Origin of the sequence: Sphingopyxis sp. L1A2A (assembly GCF_005502465.1) — a bacterium.
In the GTDB taxonomy this organism is placed as follows: domain Bacteria; phylum Pseudomonadota; class Alphaproteobacteria; order Sphingomonadales; family Sphingomonadaceae; genus Sphingopyxis.
The window spans coordinates 22646-39794 of record NZ_SCOT01000027.1 but is presented as its reverse complement, the minus strand read 5'-3'; the positions used below and the strand labels follow the sequence as shown (position 1 = coordinate 39794).

Here is a 17149-nt window from a genome sequence, read left to right as displayed (position 1 = left end):
TCGTCGGCAGCGTCAGATGTGTAGAAGGGACAGACCCCGACCCCGCCACCGGTCAGCTTTGCCGTGACCTTTGCCGCGGTCGCGGCGAACCAGAATGACGCGGTGACGGTCCCCGCGGGCTATACCGTCGATGTGCTGCTGAAGGCGGGCGATTCGGTTGAAAGCGGCGCCGCTTATACCGGCAGCTTCCCCACCCCGGCGGTCGCCGAAAAATGGGCGGGCGGGAACCATGACGGCATGGAATATTTTGCCTTTCCGGGGGTCGACGCCAACAACCGCGGCCTGCTGGCGATCAATCATGAATATCCCGATCTCAATATTCTGATGTCGGGCAGTTATAATGCCGCGACCGCCACGGCGGATCAGAAGGCGCTCGCGCTGTCGGCGGTCGGCATCAGCGTCGTTGAAATCGCCAAGGGCAGCGATGGCAAATGGGCCGTGCAGGCCGGGTCGACGTACAACCGTCGCTATACCGGCAACAGCAGCTATCGCGTCGGCGGACCCGCCGCGAGCGTCGTCGCGGCGCCGGTCAAGGGCATGCTCAACAATTGCGCGAGCGGTCGCACCCCGTGGGGAACGTACCTGACCTGCGAAGAGACGACCGACAATTACCTCGACCCGACGCAACCCGCCACCGGCTATGGCTGGGTCATCGAAATCGATCCGCGACGCGAGCTGGCCCAGCCGACCAAGCGCACCGCGATGGGCCGTTTCGACCATGAAAATGTCGCGTTCATGGAAAACAGCGACCGCCGCACCGCCTTTTATATGGGCGACGACAGCACGCCGGGCTGCATCTATAAATTTGTCCCCGACCGCGCGTATAGCGCGACCAATCGCGCCGCGAACACCGACCTGCTTGATTCCGGCACGCTGTATGTTGCGCGCTTCAACGGCGACGGTACCGGCGAATGGCGGGCGCTGGTCGTGGGCCAGAACGGCCTGGCCGCCGGCGCGTCGGACCCTGGCAACAACAGCCAGAGCACGACCCCGTCAACGCCGACGATCGTCAATTTCGGCAACCAGGCTGACGTGCTGATCAATTGCAAATCGGCGGCCCGCGTCGCGGGCGGCACCGTCATGGACCGTCCTGAATGGATCACCGTCGCGCCCGACAATTCGGCGGTGTTCGTCACCCTGACCAACAACAGCGGCCGCCGGGTCACCAACCCGATGAACCCGCGCACGACCAATTTGCACGGGCACATCATCAAGTTCAGCGAACAGGGCAATTCGCCGCTGGCGACGACCTTCCGCTGGGAAATCTTCCTGCTCGCGGGCGATCCGACGCTGGCGGCGGGGGGCAGCAACCTGACCGGCAATATCAACGGCGACACCTTCTCCAGCCCCGACGGCATTGCCATCGACCCGCAAGGGCGTCTGTGGGTACAGACCGACCATAGCGTGCCGGGCAATTCGGGCGTCGCAGGCCGGTCGATCGATCAGGCCTTTGGGCATAACGCCATGTTCTATGTCGATCAGGTCACCAAACAGTCGAAACGCTTCCTGGTCGGCCCGCTCGGCTGTGAGATCACCGGCCTGACGTACACCCCGGACCTGCGCACCTTCTTCGTCAATATCCAGCATCCGACGGGTAATTGGCCGGTAGCGGGACAGCAGCCGCGGTCATCGACGATCGTCGTGCGGCGCACCGACAACCAGCCGGTCGGCAACTGAACCAGGCGCCACCGCCTGTCCCTTCGGGGCAGGCGGTGGCCGCTAGGGCTAGCGTTTCGGCGGTGGCGGCGGCGCGCCGTCGGGCGTTTGGGACATCAGGATCACGCACATCGTGCGATGGACCTTGTGCGTCCCGCACCCGACGCCGGCATAGCGGTGCGTTGGGCGCAGCAGGCTGTGGCGATGGCCGCGGTCGGGGACGCCGTCGTCGATCAGCAATTGATCGACGACGCCGGCGGGGCTGTGGTGGCCATAGGTGATGACTTCGTTGACATAGGGTCCGCCGCCGCGCGCCTTCACCCTTTCGCCGGGACCGCGGCCGCCGGTGTAATGGCCGACCGCCCCCGATCGCGATTGCGCCGCGACATGATCGGCGGCGGCGCGCGCCAGTGTCTCGCTCCACGTCAGTTCGGGCAAGGGTTTTTCGCGGCGCAGATCGCGGATCGCCTCATCGACCGCCGCGACGCCCTCGCGCGTCATGATGTCGATTTCGCTGTCGTCGTCGCTGACCAGCAGCTTGCCCTCGAAGCGCGGCCGATAGTCGCGCAGGTAATCCGTATAGGCGGCGGGGTCGCTGCGGAACCGATTGAGTTCGGCAAACACGCCCGATTCAAAGCGGTTCGGCGCCGCATCGGCGGCCACCGCCGCAAGCGCCATCAGCGCGGCAGCGGCAGCGATGGGTCGGGATTTTCTCATCATGCCCGCGTAATGCCGCAAGGCTGAACCTGCCGCAACGACCCGGCGGCGCCCGCAAAGGCTGGCATCGGGGCGCACTTGGCGCTAGGGGCGCAGCAACACCGGCCTGATGCCGATGACACGGAGTTTTTATGGGTTTCAAATGCGGCATCGTCGGACTGCCCAACGTCGGCAAGTCCACCCTGTTCAACGCGCTGACCGAAACGGCGGCGGCGCAGGCGGCCAATTATCCCTTTTGCACGATCGAGCCGAACATCGGCAATGTCGCGGTGCCCGACGCGCGGCTGGAAAAGCTGGCGGCGATCGCGAGCAGCAAAAAGATCATCGCGACCCAGCTCGCCTTCGTCGATATCGCCGGGCTGGTCCGCGGCGCGTCGAAGGGCGAAGGGCTGGGCAACCAGTTCCTGGGCAATATCCGCGAAGTCGATGCGATCGTTCACGTGCTGCGCTGTTTCGAGGATGACGACATCCAGCATGTCGAAAACCGGGTCGATCCGGTCGCCGATGCCGAGACGGTCGAGACCGAATTGCTGCTGTCCGATCTGGAAAGCCTGGAGAAGCGCGTTCCTGCCTTTGTGAAAAAAGCCGCACAGGGCGACAAGGAAGCCAAGATCGCCGCGTCGGTGCTGGGCCAGACGCTTGAGCTGCTGCGCGACGGCAAGCCGGCGCGGCTAACCGAGCCGAAGGATGAGGAGGAAGCCCGCGTCCTCCGCACCGCGCAGCTGCTGACCAGCAAGCCGGTGCTGTACGTCTGCAACGTCGACGAAGGCAGCGCCGCGAACGGCAATGCGTTTTCGGAAAAAGTGTTCGCCAAGGCGGCCGCCGAGGGCGCGCAGGCGGTCGTCGTTTCGGCCGCGATCGAAAGCGAACTGGTGACGATGGGCATGGCCGACCGGCTGGAGTTCCTCGAAGAAATGGGACTGCACGAAACCGGCCTCGCGCGCGTCATCCGCGCCGGATACGAGCTGCTCCACCTGATCACCTTTTTCACCGTCGGGCCGCAGGAAGCGCGGGCGTGGACCGTCCACACCGGCGCCACCGCGCCCGAGGCCGCGGGCGAGATCCACAGCGATTTCCAGAAGGGTTTCATCCGCGCCGAAACGATCGCCTATGCCGATTATGTCGCGCTGGGCGGCGAAGCACGGGCGCGCGAAGCCGGCAAGCTGCGCGCCGAGGGCAAAGCCTATGTCGTCCACGACGGCGACGTGATGCACTTCCTGCACAGCTGACCCGCGCGTCGGCGGGTCCGGCTTCGGTCATTGATGTCACGCGCGGCTCCGCTATCGAGGGGAAGCGATTCGCATCCCCGGGAGCCTAGCCATGTACAACCGCCGCCATTTCCTTGCCGGGGCGACCCTTGCCGGTCTTGCTGCGCCAGCGATCGTCCGGTCGCAGGGCATATTGCGCGATTTTCCGTTCAAATTGGGGGTCGCGGCGGGCGACCCGGCCAGCGATGGTTTCGTCATCTGGACGCGGCTGGCGCCCGAACCGATGGAGCGGCACGGCGGCATGCCGCTGACCAATGTGCCGGTCGAATGGGAGGTCGCGAGCGATACGGGGTTTCGCGATGTCGTCGCCAAGGGGACCGAACTGGCGCGGCCCGAACTGGCGCACAGCGTCCATGTCGAAGTGGCGGGGCTGCTGCCCGATCGCCTCTATTTTTATCGCTTTACCGCGGCGGGCGAGCGCAGCCTGCGCGGCCGCGCGCGCACCCTGCCCGCCCCCGGCGCCAAGGTCGACGCCCTGAAATTCGGGGTTGCCGGATGCCAGCATTTCGAGTCCGGATTTTACGGCGCCTATCGCCACATGGCGCGCGAAGACCTGGCGTTCGTCTATCATTATGGCGACTTCATTTACGAGTATCAGCAGAATTATCTCTACGACAGCGGCCTGCCGATCCGGCCGGTACGGCGGTACGAGCAGCGCGCGCTGGTCGACGTCACAGACTTTCGCGCCGCCTATGCGCAAACCTTACTCGACATCGACCAGCAGGCGGTACGCTCGGTCCACGCGCATCTGTCGAGTTTCGACGATCACGAGATCATCAACGACTGGGTGTCCGACATCGACAATTGGGCGCTCGACCTGCCCGGCAACGATCCCGACGCGCCGTCACCCGAAGTGTTCATGCTGAAAAAGCAGGCGGCGATGCAGGCATGGTACGAACATATGCCGGTGCGCAAGGCGCTGCTCCCACGCGGCGGCATGGTCGCGATGAACCGCGAATTTCGCTACGGTGACCTGATGGCGATGCAGCTGCTCGACACGCGGCAATATCGCGACGACCAGCCGTGCGGTGACGGGTTCAAACCGGCGTGTCCCGAGGTGTTTGCCAAGGAAGCGCAGGTGCTGGGCCGCGCGCAGGAAGAGTGGCTGAACAAGAATTTGAGCAAGCGCGGCGCGACGTGGAATGCGCTGGCGCAGCAGGTGACGATGATGTCGCTCGACCGGCGGCGCAAACCCGACGAGCCCAAGAAGATCGTCAATCTCGACAGCTGGGCGGGTTATGAAGCACCGCGCGAGCGGATGTTGTCGCGGCTGGGCGGACTGGACAACTGCGTGGTGCTGACCGGTGACGAGCATCAGAATTTTTGCGGCGACCTGGTGTTGAAGGACAAGGTCGTCGGCGCCGAATTCGTCGCAACCTCGATTTCGAGCGGCGGCGACGGCAGCGACAAGCGCAGCGGCACCGACGAGTGGCTGGCGCGCAACCCCGAACTGAAATTCGCCAACGACCAGCGCGGCTATCTGGTGTGCGACGTCAATCGCGAGGCGTGGCAGACGCATTTCATGGTCGTCGACAAGGTGACGACGCCGGTGAACACGCTATCGAAGCGCGCGACCGCGGTGGTCGAGAACGGCGTTGCCGGGATCAAGATGGCTTAGCTGGCGGCGGCTTTCAGCCGCGTGACGACATCCTCGTCGCGGATGCGGCGCCACTTGGCTTCGACGAAACTGTGGACGCCGAACAGGAACAGACCGGCGGCGACGAGCAGATAGAGCTCGGCATGTTCGGTCAGCGCCGACAGCGCATCGCCAAGCCCTTTGACCTCGCCTGCCGAGTCGAACCAGCCGGCGCGGATCAGCGACACGCCGATGACCGCGAACACCACCGCGCGCGCGGCGAGGCCGCCGCGGCCGACGGGGACGACCCACGCGGGCGCATCGGCGGCGACGCCCTGCATGAATTCGGTGGTCCAGGCTTTCATCGCCTGATGCGCGGCCGCGGCGAGAAAGCATAGTCCAATGGCGCCGAGCAGGGTGCCACCCAGCGGCATGTCGAGCAGCATCCCGGCTGCCGCTTGCTCCTGGTCGCCATTACCGGCGGCGGCACGGCCCGATGCGAGCCGGACCGCCGCCCATGCCAGGATGAAATGCGCAATCCCGCTGGCCACATGGCCGATGCGGATCGCGATGCCCTTCGCATCGTCGCCTTTGCCTTCGCTGTCGAGCGCCGCGCCATAGAGGCGATACGCGCCATAAAGCGCAAGACCGATCGCCAGCAGCGCGAGCAGATAGGGGCCGCCCGACATGTCTTTCACCGCGCGGAACACGCCTTGCGGGCTGGCGTCGGACGCGTTGGCGCTGGTCAGCGCAAAAAAGGCGAGCAGGCAATAAACGACGCCCCGCGCGCACCAACCTGCGCGGGCAAAGGTTTCGAGGCGGCGCAATCGGTTCATCGGGTTGGCTCCTGTCGGAATGTCGTCAGGCAACGTCCCGGCGCGAGCGCGGTTCCGTGGACGTCTATTTCCGACCGAACAGCCGCTCGACGTCGTCCATCGCCAGTTTGACCCACGTCGGGCGGCCATGGTTGCACTGGCCGCTGTGCGGGGTGACCTCCATCGTGCGGAGCAGCGCGTTCATTTCGGCAACGCTCAGCGTGCGGCCGGCGCGGACCGAGCCGTGGCAGGCCATGGTGGCGGCGACCAGTTCGAGCTTTTCGTTGAGCCCGAGTGCGGCGTCATAGCCCGCCAGATCGTCGGCAATGTCGGTGACGAGTTTGCGGCAGTCGATCGCGCCGAGCATCGCCGGGGTCGCGCGCACCATGACCGCTGCGGGGCCGAAGCGTTCGAGCTCGACCCCGAGCGCCGCAAGCTGCACCGCCGCGGCTTCGAGCCGGTCGCACGCAGGTTCGTCGAGTTCGACGACTTCGGGGAGGAGCAGACCTTGGCTTGGCACCGCCTGCCCGCTCATGGCGCGGCGGAGTTGCTCTAGGACAAGGCGTTCGTGCGCGGCGTGCTGGTCGACGATGACGAGGCCGTCTTCGGCCTCGGCAACGATGTAGGTGCGGGCGATCTGGCCGCGCGCGATGCCGAGCGGATGCGCGTCACCGTGCGGCACCGGCGCGGTTGCGGCTTCGGCGCGGCCCATCGGCAGGGCATCGCGGGGCGGCGCAAAATCGACGACGCGGTCGCGCAGAAGCGCGTGTGTCGCGGGATCGGTGTCGGCGCCGAACAGATGCGTCGCCGGCGCGTGCGGATAGGGCAGATGTGCGGCGAACAGGGTCGGAGCGGGCGGCGCGACCGGTTCCTGCTGCCACGCCGCCAGCGCGGCTTCGGCGGGACGCTGGACGCTGCGAAAACCATGCTCGTCGAGCGCACGGCGCAGCCCGCCGACGATCATGCCGCGGATCAGCTGCGGGTCGCGAAAGCGCACCTCGGTCTTGGCGGGATGGACGTTGACGTCGACCTCGCCGCCGGGAACGTCGAGGAACAGCGCGACAACCGGATGACGATCGCGCGCGAGCAGATCGGCATAGGCGCCGCGCAGCGCCCCGACGAGCAGCCGGTCCTTCACCGGGCGGCCGTTGACGAACAGATATTGATGGTCGGCAATGCCGCGATTGTAAGTCGGCAGGCTGATCACCCCGCCGATATGGACGTCACCGCGATCGAGATCGATCCCGATGCTGTTCGCGGCGAGATCGCGCTGGGTCAGCGCCGCAACGCGGCTCAACTGGTCTTGCCCGCCCTGCACATCGAGCGCGCGGCGCCCGTCATGCTCGACGATGAAACCGACATCGGGCCGCGCCATCGCGAGCCGCTTCACGACGTCGAGGCACGCGGCATATTCGCTGCGCGCGCTGCGCAGGAATTTGCGGCGGGCGGGAACGCGCGCGAACAAATCTTCGACGACGACGCGCGTGCCGTTCGCCAGCGCCGCCGGGCCTTCGGCGGCCACGACGCCATTGTCGACAACCCGCCGCCAGCCATCGCCGCCCGCGACGCGGCTTTCCAATGTCAGCCGCGCAACACTGGCGATCGAGGGCAGCGCCTCGCCGCGAAAGCCCAGCGTCGTGACATCCTCGATCGCGTCATCGGGCAGCTTCGATGTGGCATGGCGTTCGAGCGCCAATGCCATGTCGGCGGGGGTCATCCCGCAGCCATCATCCTCGACCTCGAGCCGCGAAATTCCACCCTCAGCGATTCGCACCGAGATGCGCGTCGCCCCGGCGTCGATGGCGTTTTCGACCAGTTCTTTGAGCGCTGCGGCGGGTCTTTCGACCACTTCACCGGCTGCGATCCGATTTACGAGCGTTTCAGGCAGGCGACGTATTGACATGGGGGCTGTCCTAGCGCAGTCGAGCGCAAATCGCGACCCACCCGCACAGCCTTATCATATTGTCCAGCCCGCCCCCGTCGGCCGAGCCGGAATCTCTCCCTGATTGGTCCTGTCGCCGGCCGGGCGCGCAGGTGTAACGACGCGGCGGCGTGGTCCTTCCCCAGGGCCAGCGCCGAGGACAGGGAAGCAGTATCGATGTCATTCTTTTCTCGCTGGTTCAAATTCAACTCCCAGGACATGGCCATCGATCTCGGCACCGCCAACACGGTGGTCTATGTGCGCGGCAAGGGCATTGTCCTGAACGAGCCCTCGGTCGTTGCGGTCGAGACGATCAACGGGATCAAGCGGGTCAAGGCGGTTGGCGACGACGCGAAGCTGATGATGGGCAAGACCCCCGACAGCATCGAGGCGATCCGCCCGCTGCGTGACGGCGTCATCGCCGACATCGACGTCGCCGAACAGATGATCAAGCACTTCATCACCAAGGTCCACGGCGGCAAGCCCAACGCGTTCCGCAGCCCCGAAATCGTGATCTGCGTGCCCAGCGGTTCGACCAGCGTCGAGCGCCGCGCCATCCGTGACGCCGCGTCGAACGCGGGCGCCAGCGAAGTGTGGCTGATCGAAGAACCGATGGCCGCCGCGATCGGCGCCGATATGCCGGTGACCGAACCGATCGGGTCGATGGTTGTCGACATCGGCGGCGGCACCACCGAAGTCGCGGTGCTGTCGCTCCGCGGCCTCGCTTACACCACCTCGGTCCGCGCCGGCGGCGACAAGATGGACGAAGCGATCGTCAGTTATGTGCGTCGCCACCATAATCTGCTGATCGGTGAAGCGACCGCCGAGCGGATCAAGAAGGACTTCGGCATCGCGCGCATCCCCGCCGATGGCGTCGGGCTGACGATCCACATCAAGGGCCGCGACCTCGTCAACGGGGTACCCAAGGAAATCTCGATCAATCAGGCGCAGATCGCCGAAGCGCTGTCCGAACCGATCGGGACGATCGTCGAGGGCGTCCGCATCGCGCTGGAAAACACCGCCCCCGAACTCGCCGCCGACATTGTCGATCAGGGCATCGTCCTGACCGGCGGCGGCGCGCTGATCGCCGAGCTCGACGAACTGCTGAAGGAAGCGACCGGACTGCCCGTCACGGTCGCCGACGATCCGCTGACCTGCGTCGCGATCGGCACCGGCCGCGCGATGGAAGATCCCGCGTTCCGCGGCGTACTCCAGCAAGCTTGATCGTTTAAGCTCCGCCATGGTCCGCCCGGTACATCGACGTCCGGGGCAATCCCGAAAGGCCCAGTACAGCCTGTTCGCGGCCTATGTCATCGCGGTGACAGGCGCCGTCGCCGGGCTGTTGCTGGCGATCCTGTCGGTCGTTGACCCCATCGGCTTTGCCCAATTGCGGGTGGTAAGCCAGGAAATCACCGCGCCGGTCGCGCGCGTGTCGCGGTCGGTCATCGGGTCGATTTCGGGCATCGACGACACCGTCGGGGCCTATGTCAGCGCAGGTTCGCAGAACCGGCGGCTGCGCAGCGAACTGGCCGACACGCGCCGCGAGCTGGTCGCGACCAGTTCCTTGCAGGAAGAGAACCGCCAGCTGAAGGCGCTGCTCAAATTGCAGGAAACCGACAAGACCGCGCTCGCCAACGGCTATCTGCTCACATCGACTTCGACCAGCAGCAAACGCATCGCGCTGCTGAGCATCGGGCGCAAGCTGGGCGTGACCGCGGGCCAGCCGGTGCGCGCTGCCGACGGGTTGATCGGCCGCGTCCTCAGCAGCGGCCCGTCGGTGTCGCAGGTGCTGCTGCTCACCGACGTCGACAATATCGTTCCCGTCCGCCGCGCCCGCGACGGCCTGCCCGCGCTGGCCTATGGCCGCGGCAACGGCGATCTGGACATTCGCACCCTCAACATCGCCAACAATCCGTTCAAGCCCGGCGACATCTTGGTCACATCGGGCACCGGCGGCCTTTATCCGCCGAACATCCCGGTCGCGATCGTCGTGCGGCGCCAGGACGACGGCGCCCTCGCCCGCCCCCTCGCCGACCCCGGCAAGGTCGATGCGGTGTCGGTTCTGCGTCCCTATACCCCCGACAATATCGAGGCACAGGCAGCCCCTGCCCCACCGCCCGCAGCGCCCGCAGGCGCCACCCCATGAACAATCGCGCCGCGCCGCGTCTGGGCGAACCGGCTTCGTTGTGGCGGATGCGGATCGTGCCGGTGGCGACGGTGATGTTCGCCTCGGCGCTGCCGCTGATGCTGCCGCTGGTGGCCAATTCGCCGGTGCTGCCGCCGCTGGGGCTGCTGTTCTTTCTGTGCTGGCAATTGCTGCGCACCGAAATGTGGCCGGTGTGGATCGGCCTGCCGCTGGGATTGTGGGATGATCTGTTCAGCGGTCAGCCGATCGGCACCGCGGTCGGGCTGTGGACGCTGGCCAGCATCGCGATCCATTATTCGTCGCAGCGCATCTATTGGCGCGGCTTTCTGCACGACTGGGCGATCGCGGCGCTGTTGATCGCGATCATTCAGTCGCTTGCGGCGCTGATCGTCCATCCCGGCGCCGCGACCGGGCGCGTGCTGGGGCTGGTGGTGCCGCAAATCATCATTTCGGCGCTGCTCGTCCCGCTGTTCATGCGGCTCACCGGCAAGTTTGACAATTTCCGCCTGAAACGCCGATAATCCCGCTAATCAGAAACCAGATGCCGCGCAAAAGCCCGCCCATTACCGAAGCCTGGAGGGGAATCACCTTCACCCGCCGCGCGCTTGTCGTAGGCGGCGCGCAGGCGGCGGTCGGGGTCGCGCTGGCGGCCCGCATGGCCTATATCTCGGTCGTCGACAATGATCGCTATGTGCTGGAATCGGAAAGCAACCGGGTCAATCTGACGCTGGTGCCGCCGCGGCGCGGGTGGATCGTCGACCGCCATGGCAAGGCGCTGGCGAACAATCGCGTGTCGCTGCGCATCGACATCATTCCCGACCGATTGCACAACAAGGACCTGGTGCTGGGGCAATTGCGCACGTTGTTGCGGCTCGACGGCGATGCGATGGACCGGATCAACCGCGACCTGAAGGCGGCATCGGGGTTTCAGCCGGTCGCGGTCGCCGAAGACATGACCGAGGCCGAATATGCGTCGATCCTGGTCCGCTTGCCCGAAATGCCCGGCATCGCCCCGCAGCGCGGCTTTGCGCGCAATTATCCGACCGGCGCCGCGGTCGGGCATCTGATCGGCTATGTCGGCGCGCCCAACGCCGAAGAATATCAAAAGGCAAAGGACCCGCTGTACATCACGCCGGGGTATAAAATCGGCAAGGATGGGCTGGAGAAATATTTCCAGCCGATGCTGAAGGGCGAGCCCGGTGGACGGCGGGTCGAGGTCACCGCGCGCGGCAAGGTGGTGCGCGATCTGGAAACCCAGCCCGATGTGCAGGGCAAGACCGTCCATCTGACCATCGACGCCGATCTGCAGGAATTTGTCGCACGGCGGATGGGACGCGAGTCGGGCGCGGCGGTCGTCATCGACTGTACCAACGGCGACATCTTGTCCTTTGTCTCGATGCCGAGCTTCGATCCGAACAGCTTTTCGGACGGGATCAGCAACAGCGAATATAGCTGGCTGCGCGCCGACGACCATCAACCGCTGATCAACAAGGCGACGCGCGGGCTGTATCCGCCGGGTTCGACACTGAAACCGATGGCGGCGATCGCGGCAGTCGAGCATGGCGTCGATCCGAGCGAGCGCCATACCTGCATCGGCGGCTACCGCCTGGGCAACCGCTTTTTCCGCTGTCTGGGCACCCATGGCAGCGTCGATATGCCGACGGCGATCATGAAAAGCTGCAACAGCTATTTCTACTGGCTCGCCCACCGGCTGGGCTATGACGCGATGGCGCCGACCGCGAAACTGCTGGGGCTGGGCGAGGAATTTCAGCTGGCGGGCAGCAACCAGCGATATGGCACCATTCCCGACAGCGCGTGGAAGATGAAGAAATACGACCAGCAATGGTCGGCGTCGGATTCGCTCAACGCGGTTATCGGGCAAGGCTATGTCAGCGTAAATCCGCTCCAGCTGGCGGTGATGACGGCGCGGATCGCGTCGGGGCGGCGGCTGTATCCCCGCCTGATCAACCGCGAATTCAGGAACGAGCCGCTGCCCTTTTCGCCCGAGGCGCTCGCGGTCGCGCGCCAGGGCATGGATCTGGTCGTCAACGGCGCGGGCACCGCGGTGCGTAGCCGTCTGCCGCTCGACGGCATCACCATGGCGGGCAAAACGGGCACCGCGCAGGTTCGCGGACTCGGCACCGGAAACGGCAAAAGCGGCACGTGGAAATTTCGCGATCACGGCCTGTTCATCGGTTTTGCGCCGGTCGTCAATCCGCGCTACGCGACGGCGGTGGTGATCGAACATGGCATGGGCGGCGCGCGCGCCGCAGCCCCGGTGGCCAAGGATTTCATGACCTTCCTCTTTGACCGCGAAAAGGCGATGGAAGCGCTGGAGACGTTTGAGGCGGGCTGGGGCGGCACGATCAAGGAACGGATGGACCGCGACTATGCGGCGTGGAAATCGGGCGCGTCGAGCGACCCCGACCCGGAGGTGCCGCAATGATCGTCGTGCCGCCCGCCATCCAGCGCATCCCATGGAAACTGATCGCGGTGCTCAGCGCGATCACCGGTTTCGGCCTGCTCGTCCTCTATTCGGCGGCGGGCGGCAATTGGTCGCCGTGGGCCTTGCAACAGGGCGTGCGGTTCCTGGTCTTCCTGACCGTCGCGCTGGTCATCGGGCGCTTTCCGATCCGGATCTTCGAGGATTTCTCGTACATCGCCTATATCGGGGTGCTCATCCTGCTGATTGCGGTCGAGCTGCTCGGCTTTGTCGGTGGGGGAAGCCAGCGCTGGCTGAACCTCGGCTTCATGAACCTGCAGCCATCCGAGCTGATGAAGGTCACGATCGTCGTGGCGCTGGCGCGCTTCTATGCGCAATTGCCGCCCGGCAATACCCATAGTTTCACCGCATTATGGCCGGCGCTGGTGATGATCGGCCTGCCCGCCGCGCTGGTCATGCTGCAACCCGACCTTGGCACCGCGCTGTCGATCTGTATCGGCGGCGTGGTGGTGATGTTCGCCGCCGGCCTGCCCTTTTGGTGGTTCGGCAGCACCGCGATCGCTGGCGCCGCGGCGCTGCCCGTGCTGTTCTCGTTCCTTCACGATTATCAGCAAAAGCGGGTGCTGATCTTTCTCGACCCCGAGAGCGATCCGCTCGGCGCCGGTTACCATATCAGCCAGTCAAAGATTGCCATCGGATCGGGCGGCATCGGCGGCAAGGGGTTCCTCAACGGGTCGCAAAGCCACCTCGACTATCTGCCCGAGGGGCATACCGACTTCATCTTTGCCACCATGGCCGAGGAATGGGGGCTGATCGGCGGGCTGGGGCTGCTGTTTGCCTTTTTCCTGCTGCTCCGCTGGTCGACCCGCGTCGCGCTGAGAGCGCGCACCCGTTTTGGCCAGTTGACCGCCGCGGGGCTGACGATGACGATCTTTTTCTACATCGCGATCAACCTGATGATGGTGATGGGGCTGGCGCCCGTGGTCGGCATCCCGCTGCCGCTGTTTTCCTATGGCGGGTCGTCGATGCTGACGATCATGACCTGCGTCGGTATCATCCTGGCGATCGAAAACGACAGCAAAACGGGGACGCGCCGCTTTCATTGAGAAAAATCTTCGCGCCAGCCATTGCCATCCCCCGATGGGCATGATAGCGGGCCGCTCGCTTCGCAGCAAAGTGGATAACTCGCCGCCGCCAAGCGCGCCGAAAACGGCAGTGGACGCATAGCTCAGTTGGTAGAGCAGCTGACTCTTAATCAGCGGGTCCTAGGTTCGAGCCCTAGTGCGTCCACCATTTCTTTCAAAGACTTAGCGGCCAATCTTGAGAGATTTATCAAACGCTGCAGATGCCGTGTAAGCACCGGGTAAGCACGCAATGGACGACGGCCGTCGAACTTTATCAAACAATATCGGTTGCTTACACAAATTCTCGTAGCATAATTGCGGGCCGAAATGTCACGACGCAGTCAGCTTTTTGATGTGTCTTCCCCATTGCTTCATCGCTTGGCGCTTCTCCTCCTGATACGGGTAGCATTGGTACACACCAACAATGCCGCTCTTCGTCCCGGAGAGATGATTGAGAACGGACTCGATGATTTCCATCCTGATCTGCAATGCCTGCATCCCCGTTGCGACCGTTCGGCGAATGTCGTGAATCCGCCGAGGCGCCAATACGGCACTCTCCTCCGCTGACCTCATTTTTCTAACGATCATCGCGTCCCATTTCTCCTTAACTTTTGAGAATGCACTCAGACGCGTCCCATAGCTCGACAGGAACACCAAGCCATGTGACGGCCAATCTTTCTCACAGGCGACGGCGTCAAGCAGCGCGATTGCCTGCTTGCTAAGCGGGATAAGATGCGGACGGCCATTCTTTGACCTTTCGGCTGGCAAGTCCCATCGGCTGCCTTCACGTCGCAATTCGGACCAATCCAACCCGATCACTTCGCCACGCCGCTGGCCCGTCAAGATCATCAGCCGAAACGCCGGACCATAATGCCCCATAAGCTGGAAACTTGCTTTCCAGGCGCAACGCAATTCTTCGGTTGAGAGGTAGCGATTACGGGGTTTAGGCGGAGGAGGAGCATCCACTCCTTGGACCGGAGAATGCTTGAGATCGTCGCGGCTCATTGCCCATTTGAACATTTTGCGCAGCGTCGCGTGCATCGCCCGCGCAACCGACGGCCGGTTTTCCAAGCGTCGATAGATTGCTGTAAGGTCTGACCGCCGGACATCCGAAATTCGTTTGGTTCCGATAGTCGGCACCGCATAATGGACAAGCATCGAGCGGATGCGCGACCAGTCCTTCCAACGCCGCTTGAGATACTCTTCGGTGAAAAGCTCAACGTAGCGATCAAATCGGTGTTCCACCTGCTTCCGGCGGCGTTCGCGACGCTTCCAAGATGATCCAGAGCGCTCGCTCCCAAGGATATCGAGATTTGATGGTTAGACTTCGATGCCTTCCGCCAACGTCAGCGCATCTTCCACATCAACGCCGAGGTATCGGACAGTGTTTTCAATTTTGGTGTGACCCAGAAGAATTTGTAAGGCGCGCAAATTTCCGGTCGCCTTGTAGATAATCGACGCCTTCGTTGTTCGGAGCGAATGTGTTCCATAGTCTTCGCTTCGAAGGCCAACTGCGGTGACCCACTCGTCAACAAGCCGCGCATACACGTCGATTGACAGAAAAAGGCAACGCGATAAGGGGGCGCACGAAGGGGCGACCGCATGAATCCGATCTGGCTTCCCGCCTCTCTGCTTGGAGGATTACTTCAGGCGTGGCGCACCGCGCTCCAACAGCGCCTGCGCGCCGAACTCAGCATCAGCGGCGCCGGACTTGTCCGCTATCTTTACGGCCTGCCCTTTGCCCTCGGCTTCGCCGCCATCTGGTTGACGATTCAGGGCATGTCTATCCCGGCTTTCAGCACGGCCTTCCTTGGATTCACTATTGCGGGCGCGGTCACGCAGATGGTCGGGACAATATTTCTCATCATGGCGTTCGGCCATCGCGGCTTCGTCGTCGGTACCGCCTTTTCCAAAACCGAAGCGGTGCAGGCGGCATTGGTGACGGCACTTTTCCTCGGCGAGCGCCTCCCGCTGCTGGCGTGGATCGGCATCGTCGCGGGCGTCGCCGGCGTGTTGACGCTGGCGCTGGCCGGACGCGGCGTATCAGTCCGCGAAATCTGGCGAGCGCTAGGGCAACCCGCTGCGCTGTGCGGCCTTGGCGCAGGGTCGATGTTTGCGCTCGCCGCGATCGCGGTCAAACTGGCCACGGCCGAACTGGAAGACGTCGACCTCATCGGTTCGGCGCTCGTCACACTCGTCGTCGTGATGGCGATCCAGACCGGACTCCATCTCGCATGGGTCGTCGTGCGCGACCGTGACACGTTCCGCGCTGTCTTCCGGCAATGGCGGACGTCAAGCCAGGTCGGCCTGCTCTCGGCGCTCGGTTCGGCGTGCTGGTACATCGGTTTTGCAGCGGCGCCCGCGGCGCTGGTGCGGATCGTCGGACAAGTCGAAGTGATCTTCACGATCGGTTTTGCGCATTTCTACCTGCGCGAACCCGTCCGCTGGCACGAGATCGTCGGGCTGTTACTCGTCGTCGGCGGCGTCGTGATGGCGCTGTTCGCGACCTTTTAAAAGGCCGGCGCCTTGCTAACCATCGCGGGAAGCGGACGGCCCATGACGCCCGTGAGCCATCCGGCCGCTTCGATCACCTGCGGAAGCATCACCCCGGTTTCGACGCCGCTGCGTTCGAGCAGATAGACGACATCCTCGGTCGCGACATTGCCTGCCGCGCCAGGCGCAAAGGGACAGCCGCCCAATCCGCCAAGCGACGCATCGACCGTTGCCGCGCCTTCAGCCACCGCCGCCCAGACATTGGCGATACCGGTGCCGCGCGTATTGTGGAAATGGACGCGCACCGGCACGTTGCCGACCGCCTCGCGCACGCGGCCGACCATCTCCGACACCTCTGTCGGCACGCCAACCCCGATCGTATCGGCAAGCGCGATTTCTCGGGGATCCGCATCGGCGGCGCGCTTTGCCATTTCGACGACGCGATCGATCGATACCCGCCCCTCGAACGGGCATCCGAACGCGGTGGCGATGGTGATCTGTCCGCCGCGCCCGGCCGCTTTCGCCAGCGCGACGATCTCCATCGCCGTGACCAGCGATTGATCCGAACTCTGGCCCTGATTGCGCATCCCGAAGCTGTCGCTCGTCACGCACACCGCACCGAGTTCGTCGATGCGGCCGGTCGCAAGCGCGCGCTCTGCACCGCGACGATTGAGGACCAGCCCGACATAAGTCACATCGCCACGTTCGGGCAGCATCGCCACCAGTTCCTCAGCATCGGCGAGTTGCGGTACCTTGTTGGGATTGACGAAGCTCGTCACCTCGATACGGCGCATGCCATAGTCGATCGCGCGGCGGACAAGCATGAGCTTGTCGGCGGTCGACACGATCGCCGATTCATTTTGCAGGCCGTCGCGGGGGCCGACTTCGACCATTTCCACCGTTCGGTTTTTCAACATCTTGCGTCCTGAATTTTTCGAGTCATTTGCAGGTTGAAAATTACATAGCATTCTAAGTATACGAAAGCCATGA

14 protein-coding genes, 1 tRNA gene and 1 pseudogene are annotated in these 17149 nt (G+C 64.3%); 10 read left to right on the top strand and 6 right to left on the bottom strand.

From position 1 onward, the window contains the following. Positions 1 to 63 precede the first annotated feature (63 nt). Positions 64 to 1677, top strand: coding sequence for a PhoX family phosphatase (locus tag FFS68_RS13710; RefSeq protein WP_249340160.1), 1614 nt, complete (start codon positions 64 to 66; stop codon positions 1675 to 1677). Positions 1678 to 1725: 48 nt separating this feature from the next. Here the strand turns inward: FFS68_RS13710 and FFS68_RS13705 are convergent, their stop codons facing one another. Further along, positions 1726 to 2376 (bottom strand): CAP domain-containing protein, encoded by a 651-nt coding sequence (locus FFS68_RS13705; RefSeq protein WP_137753763.1) that lies wholly within the window; start codon positions 2374 to 2376, stop codon positions 1726 to 1728. A gap of 128 nt (positions 2377 to 2504) precedes the next feature. Between FFS68_RS13705 and ychF the strand changes: the two genes are divergently transcribed. Together ychF and FFS68_RS13695 are read left to right on the top strand one after the other, a co-directional pair. After that, a complete protein-coding gene (gene ychF / locus FFS68_RS13700) occupies positions 2505 to 3602 on the top strand; it encodes a redox-regulated ATPase YchF (RefSeq protein ID WP_137753762.1) in 1098 nt (365 codons plus the stop codon). 91 nt (positions 3603 to 3693) lie between these two features. Continuing rightward, positions 3694 to 5259, top strand: coding sequence for an alkaline phosphatase D family protein (locus FFS68_RS13695; RefSeq protein WP_137753761.1), 1566 nt, complete (start codon positions 3694 to 3696; stop codon positions 5257 to 5259). On the opposite strand, the gene FFS68_RS13690 is transcribed toward FFS68_RS13695, so the two are convergent. Both FFS68_RS13690 and mutL read right to left on the bottom strand, forming a co-directional pair. Further along, positions 5256 to 6053 carry a DUF1206 domain-containing protein gene (locus tag FFS68_RS13690; protein ID WP_171003880.1) on the bottom strand — a complete coding sequence of 266 codons (798 nt, stop codon included), beginning with the start codon at positions 6051 to 6053 and terminating at the stop codon, positions 5256 to 5258. The two genes, FFS68_RS13695 and FFS68_RS13690, sit on opposite strands and share 4 nt — an antisense overlap. 64 nt (positions 6054 to 6117) lie before the next feature. Continuing rightward, the gene (mutL, locus tag FFS68_RS13685) at positions 6118 to 7935 is read right to left on the bottom strand and encodes a DNA mismatch repair endonuclease MutL (protein ID WP_137753759.1); all 1818 of its coding nucleotides are present in this window, start codon (positions 7933 to 7935) and stop codon (positions 6118 to 6120) included. Positions 7936 to 8130: 195 nt separating this feature from the next. Here mutL and FFS68_RS13680 point away from each other — a divergent pair, with 195 nt between their 5' ends. The 6 genes from FFS68_RS13680 to FFS68_RS13655 all read left to right on the top strand — a co-directional run bounded on the left by FFS68_RS13680 (position 8131) and on the right by FFS68_RS13655 (position 13835). Further along, on the top strand, positions 8131 to 9177 hold the full coding sequence (locus FFS68_RS13680; protein WP_088441978.1) for a rod shape-determining protein: 1047 nt from the start codon (positions 8131 to 8133) through the stop codon (positions 9175 to 9177). Positions 9178 to 9193: 16 nt separating this feature from the next. Beyond that, the gene (gene mreC, locus FFS68_RS13675; RefSeq protein ID WP_137753758.1) at positions 9194 to 10099 is read left to right on the top strand and encodes a rod shape-determining protein MreC; all 906 of its coding nucleotides are present in this window, start codon (positions 9194 to 9196) and stop codon (positions 10097 to 10099) included. Further along, a complete protein-coding gene (gene mreD / locus FFS68_RS13670) occupies positions 10096 to 10620 on the top strand; it encodes a rod shape-determining protein MreD (protein ID WP_137753757.1) in 525 nt (174 codons plus the stop codon). Before mreC ends, mreD begins: the two co-directional genes overlap by 4 nt. A gap of 20 nt (positions 10621 to 10640) precedes the next feature. Beyond that, positions 10641 to 12545, top strand: a complete 1905-nt coding sequence (gene mrdA, locus FFS68_RS13665) for a penicillin-binding protein 2 (protein ID WP_137753756.1) — start codon at positions 10641 to 10643, stop codon at positions 12543 to 12545. Beyond that, positions 12542 to 13648 carry a rod shape-determining protein RodA gene (rodA, locus tag FFS68_RS13660; RefSeq protein ID WP_137753755.1) on the top strand — a complete coding sequence of 369 codons (1107 nt, stop codon included), beginning with the start codon at positions 12542 to 12544 and terminating at the stop codon, positions 13646 to 13648. Before mrdA ends, rodA begins: the two co-directional genes overlap by 4 nt. A 111-nt stretch (positions 13649 to 13759) precedes the next feature. After that, positions 13760 to 13835 (top strand) — tRNA-Lys (locus FFS68_RS13655). 161 nt (positions 13836 to 13996) lie between these two features. On the opposite strand, the gene FFS68_RS13650 is transcribed toward FFS68_RS13655, so the two are convergent. Both FFS68_RS13650 and FFS68_RS13645 read right to left on the bottom strand, forming a co-directional pair. Beyond that, positions 13997 to 14911 carry a tyrosine-type recombinase/integrase gene (locus tag FFS68_RS13650; protein ID WP_137753754.1) on the bottom strand — a complete coding sequence of 305 codons (915 nt, stop codon included), beginning with the start codon at positions 14909 to 14911 and terminating at the stop codon, positions 13997 to 13999. 75 nt (positions 14912 to 14986) lie between these two features. Continuing rightward, positions 14987 to 15211: pseudogene (locus FFS68_RS13645) on the bottom strand (tyrosine-type recombinase/integrase); the annotation flags it as partial. A gap of 57 nt (positions 15212 to 15268) precedes the next feature. On the opposite strand from FFS68_RS13645, the gene FFS68_RS13640 reads away from it, so the two are divergent. Next, on the top strand, positions 15269 to 16180 hold the full coding sequence (locus FFS68_RS13640; RefSeq protein WP_137753753.1) for an EamA family transporter: 912 nt from the start codon (positions 15269 to 15271) through the stop codon (positions 16178 to 16180). Here FFS68_RS13640 and FFS68_RS13635 read toward each other — a convergent pair. Next, positions 16177 to 17076 (bottom strand): hydroxymethylglutaryl-CoA lyase, encoded by a 900-nt coding sequence (locus FFS68_RS13635; protein WP_137753752.1) that lies wholly within the window; start codon positions 17074 to 17076, stop codon positions 16177 to 16179. The genes FFS68_RS13640 and FFS68_RS13635 overlap by 4 nt on opposite strands. Positions 17077 to 17149: the final 73 nt, after the last annotated feature.

Bases quoted from the DNA above. Each gene is read 5' to 3' on its own strand.
- FFS68_RS13705 (WP_137753763.1), bottom strand. From the start codon at position 2,376: ATGATGAGAAAATCCCGACCCATCGCTGCCGCTGCCGCGCTGATGGCG.
- ychF (WP_137753762.1), top strand. From the start codon at position 2,505: ATGGGTTTCAAATGCGGCATCGTCGGACTGCCCAACGTCGGCAAGTCC.
- FFS68_RS13695 (WP_137753761.1), top strand. From the start codon at position 3,694: ATGTACAACCGCCGCCATTTCCTTGCCGGGGCGACCCTTGCCGGTCTT.
- FFS68_RS13690 (WP_171003880.1), bottom strand. From the start codon at position 6,053: ATGAACCGATTGCGCCGCCTCGAAACCTTTGCCCGCGCAGGTTGGTGC.
- mutL (WP_137753759.1), bottom strand. From the start codon at position 7,935: ATGTCAATACGTCGCCTGCCTGAAACGCTCGTAAATCGGATCGCAGCC.
- FFS68_RS13680 (WP_088441978.1), top strand. From the start codon at position 8,131: ATGTCATTCTTTTCTCGCTGGTTCAAATTCAACTCCCAGGACATGGCC.
- mreC (WP_137753758.1), top strand. From the start codon at position 9,194: ATGGTCCGCCCGGTACATCGACGTCCGGGGCAATCCCGAAAGGCCCAG.
- mreD (WP_137753757.1), top strand. From the start codon at position 10,096: ATGAACAATCGCGCCGCGCCGCGTCTGGGCGAACCGGCTTCGTTGTGG.
- mrdA (WP_137753756.1), top strand. From the start codon at position 10,641: ATGCCGCGCAAAAGCCCGCCCATTACCGAAGCCTGGAGGGGAATCACC.
- rodA (WP_137753755.1), top strand. From the start codon at position 12,542: ATGATCGTCGTGCCGCCCGCCATCCAGCGCATCCCATGGAAACTGATC.
- FFS68_RS13640 (WP_137753753.1), top strand. From the start codon at position 15,269: ATGAATCCGATCTGGCTTCCCGCCTCTCTGCTTGGAGGATTACTTCAG.
- FFS68_RS13635 (WP_137753752.1), bottom strand. From the start codon at position 17,076: ATGTTGAAAAACCGAACGGTGGAAATGGTCGAAGTCGGCCCCCGCGAC.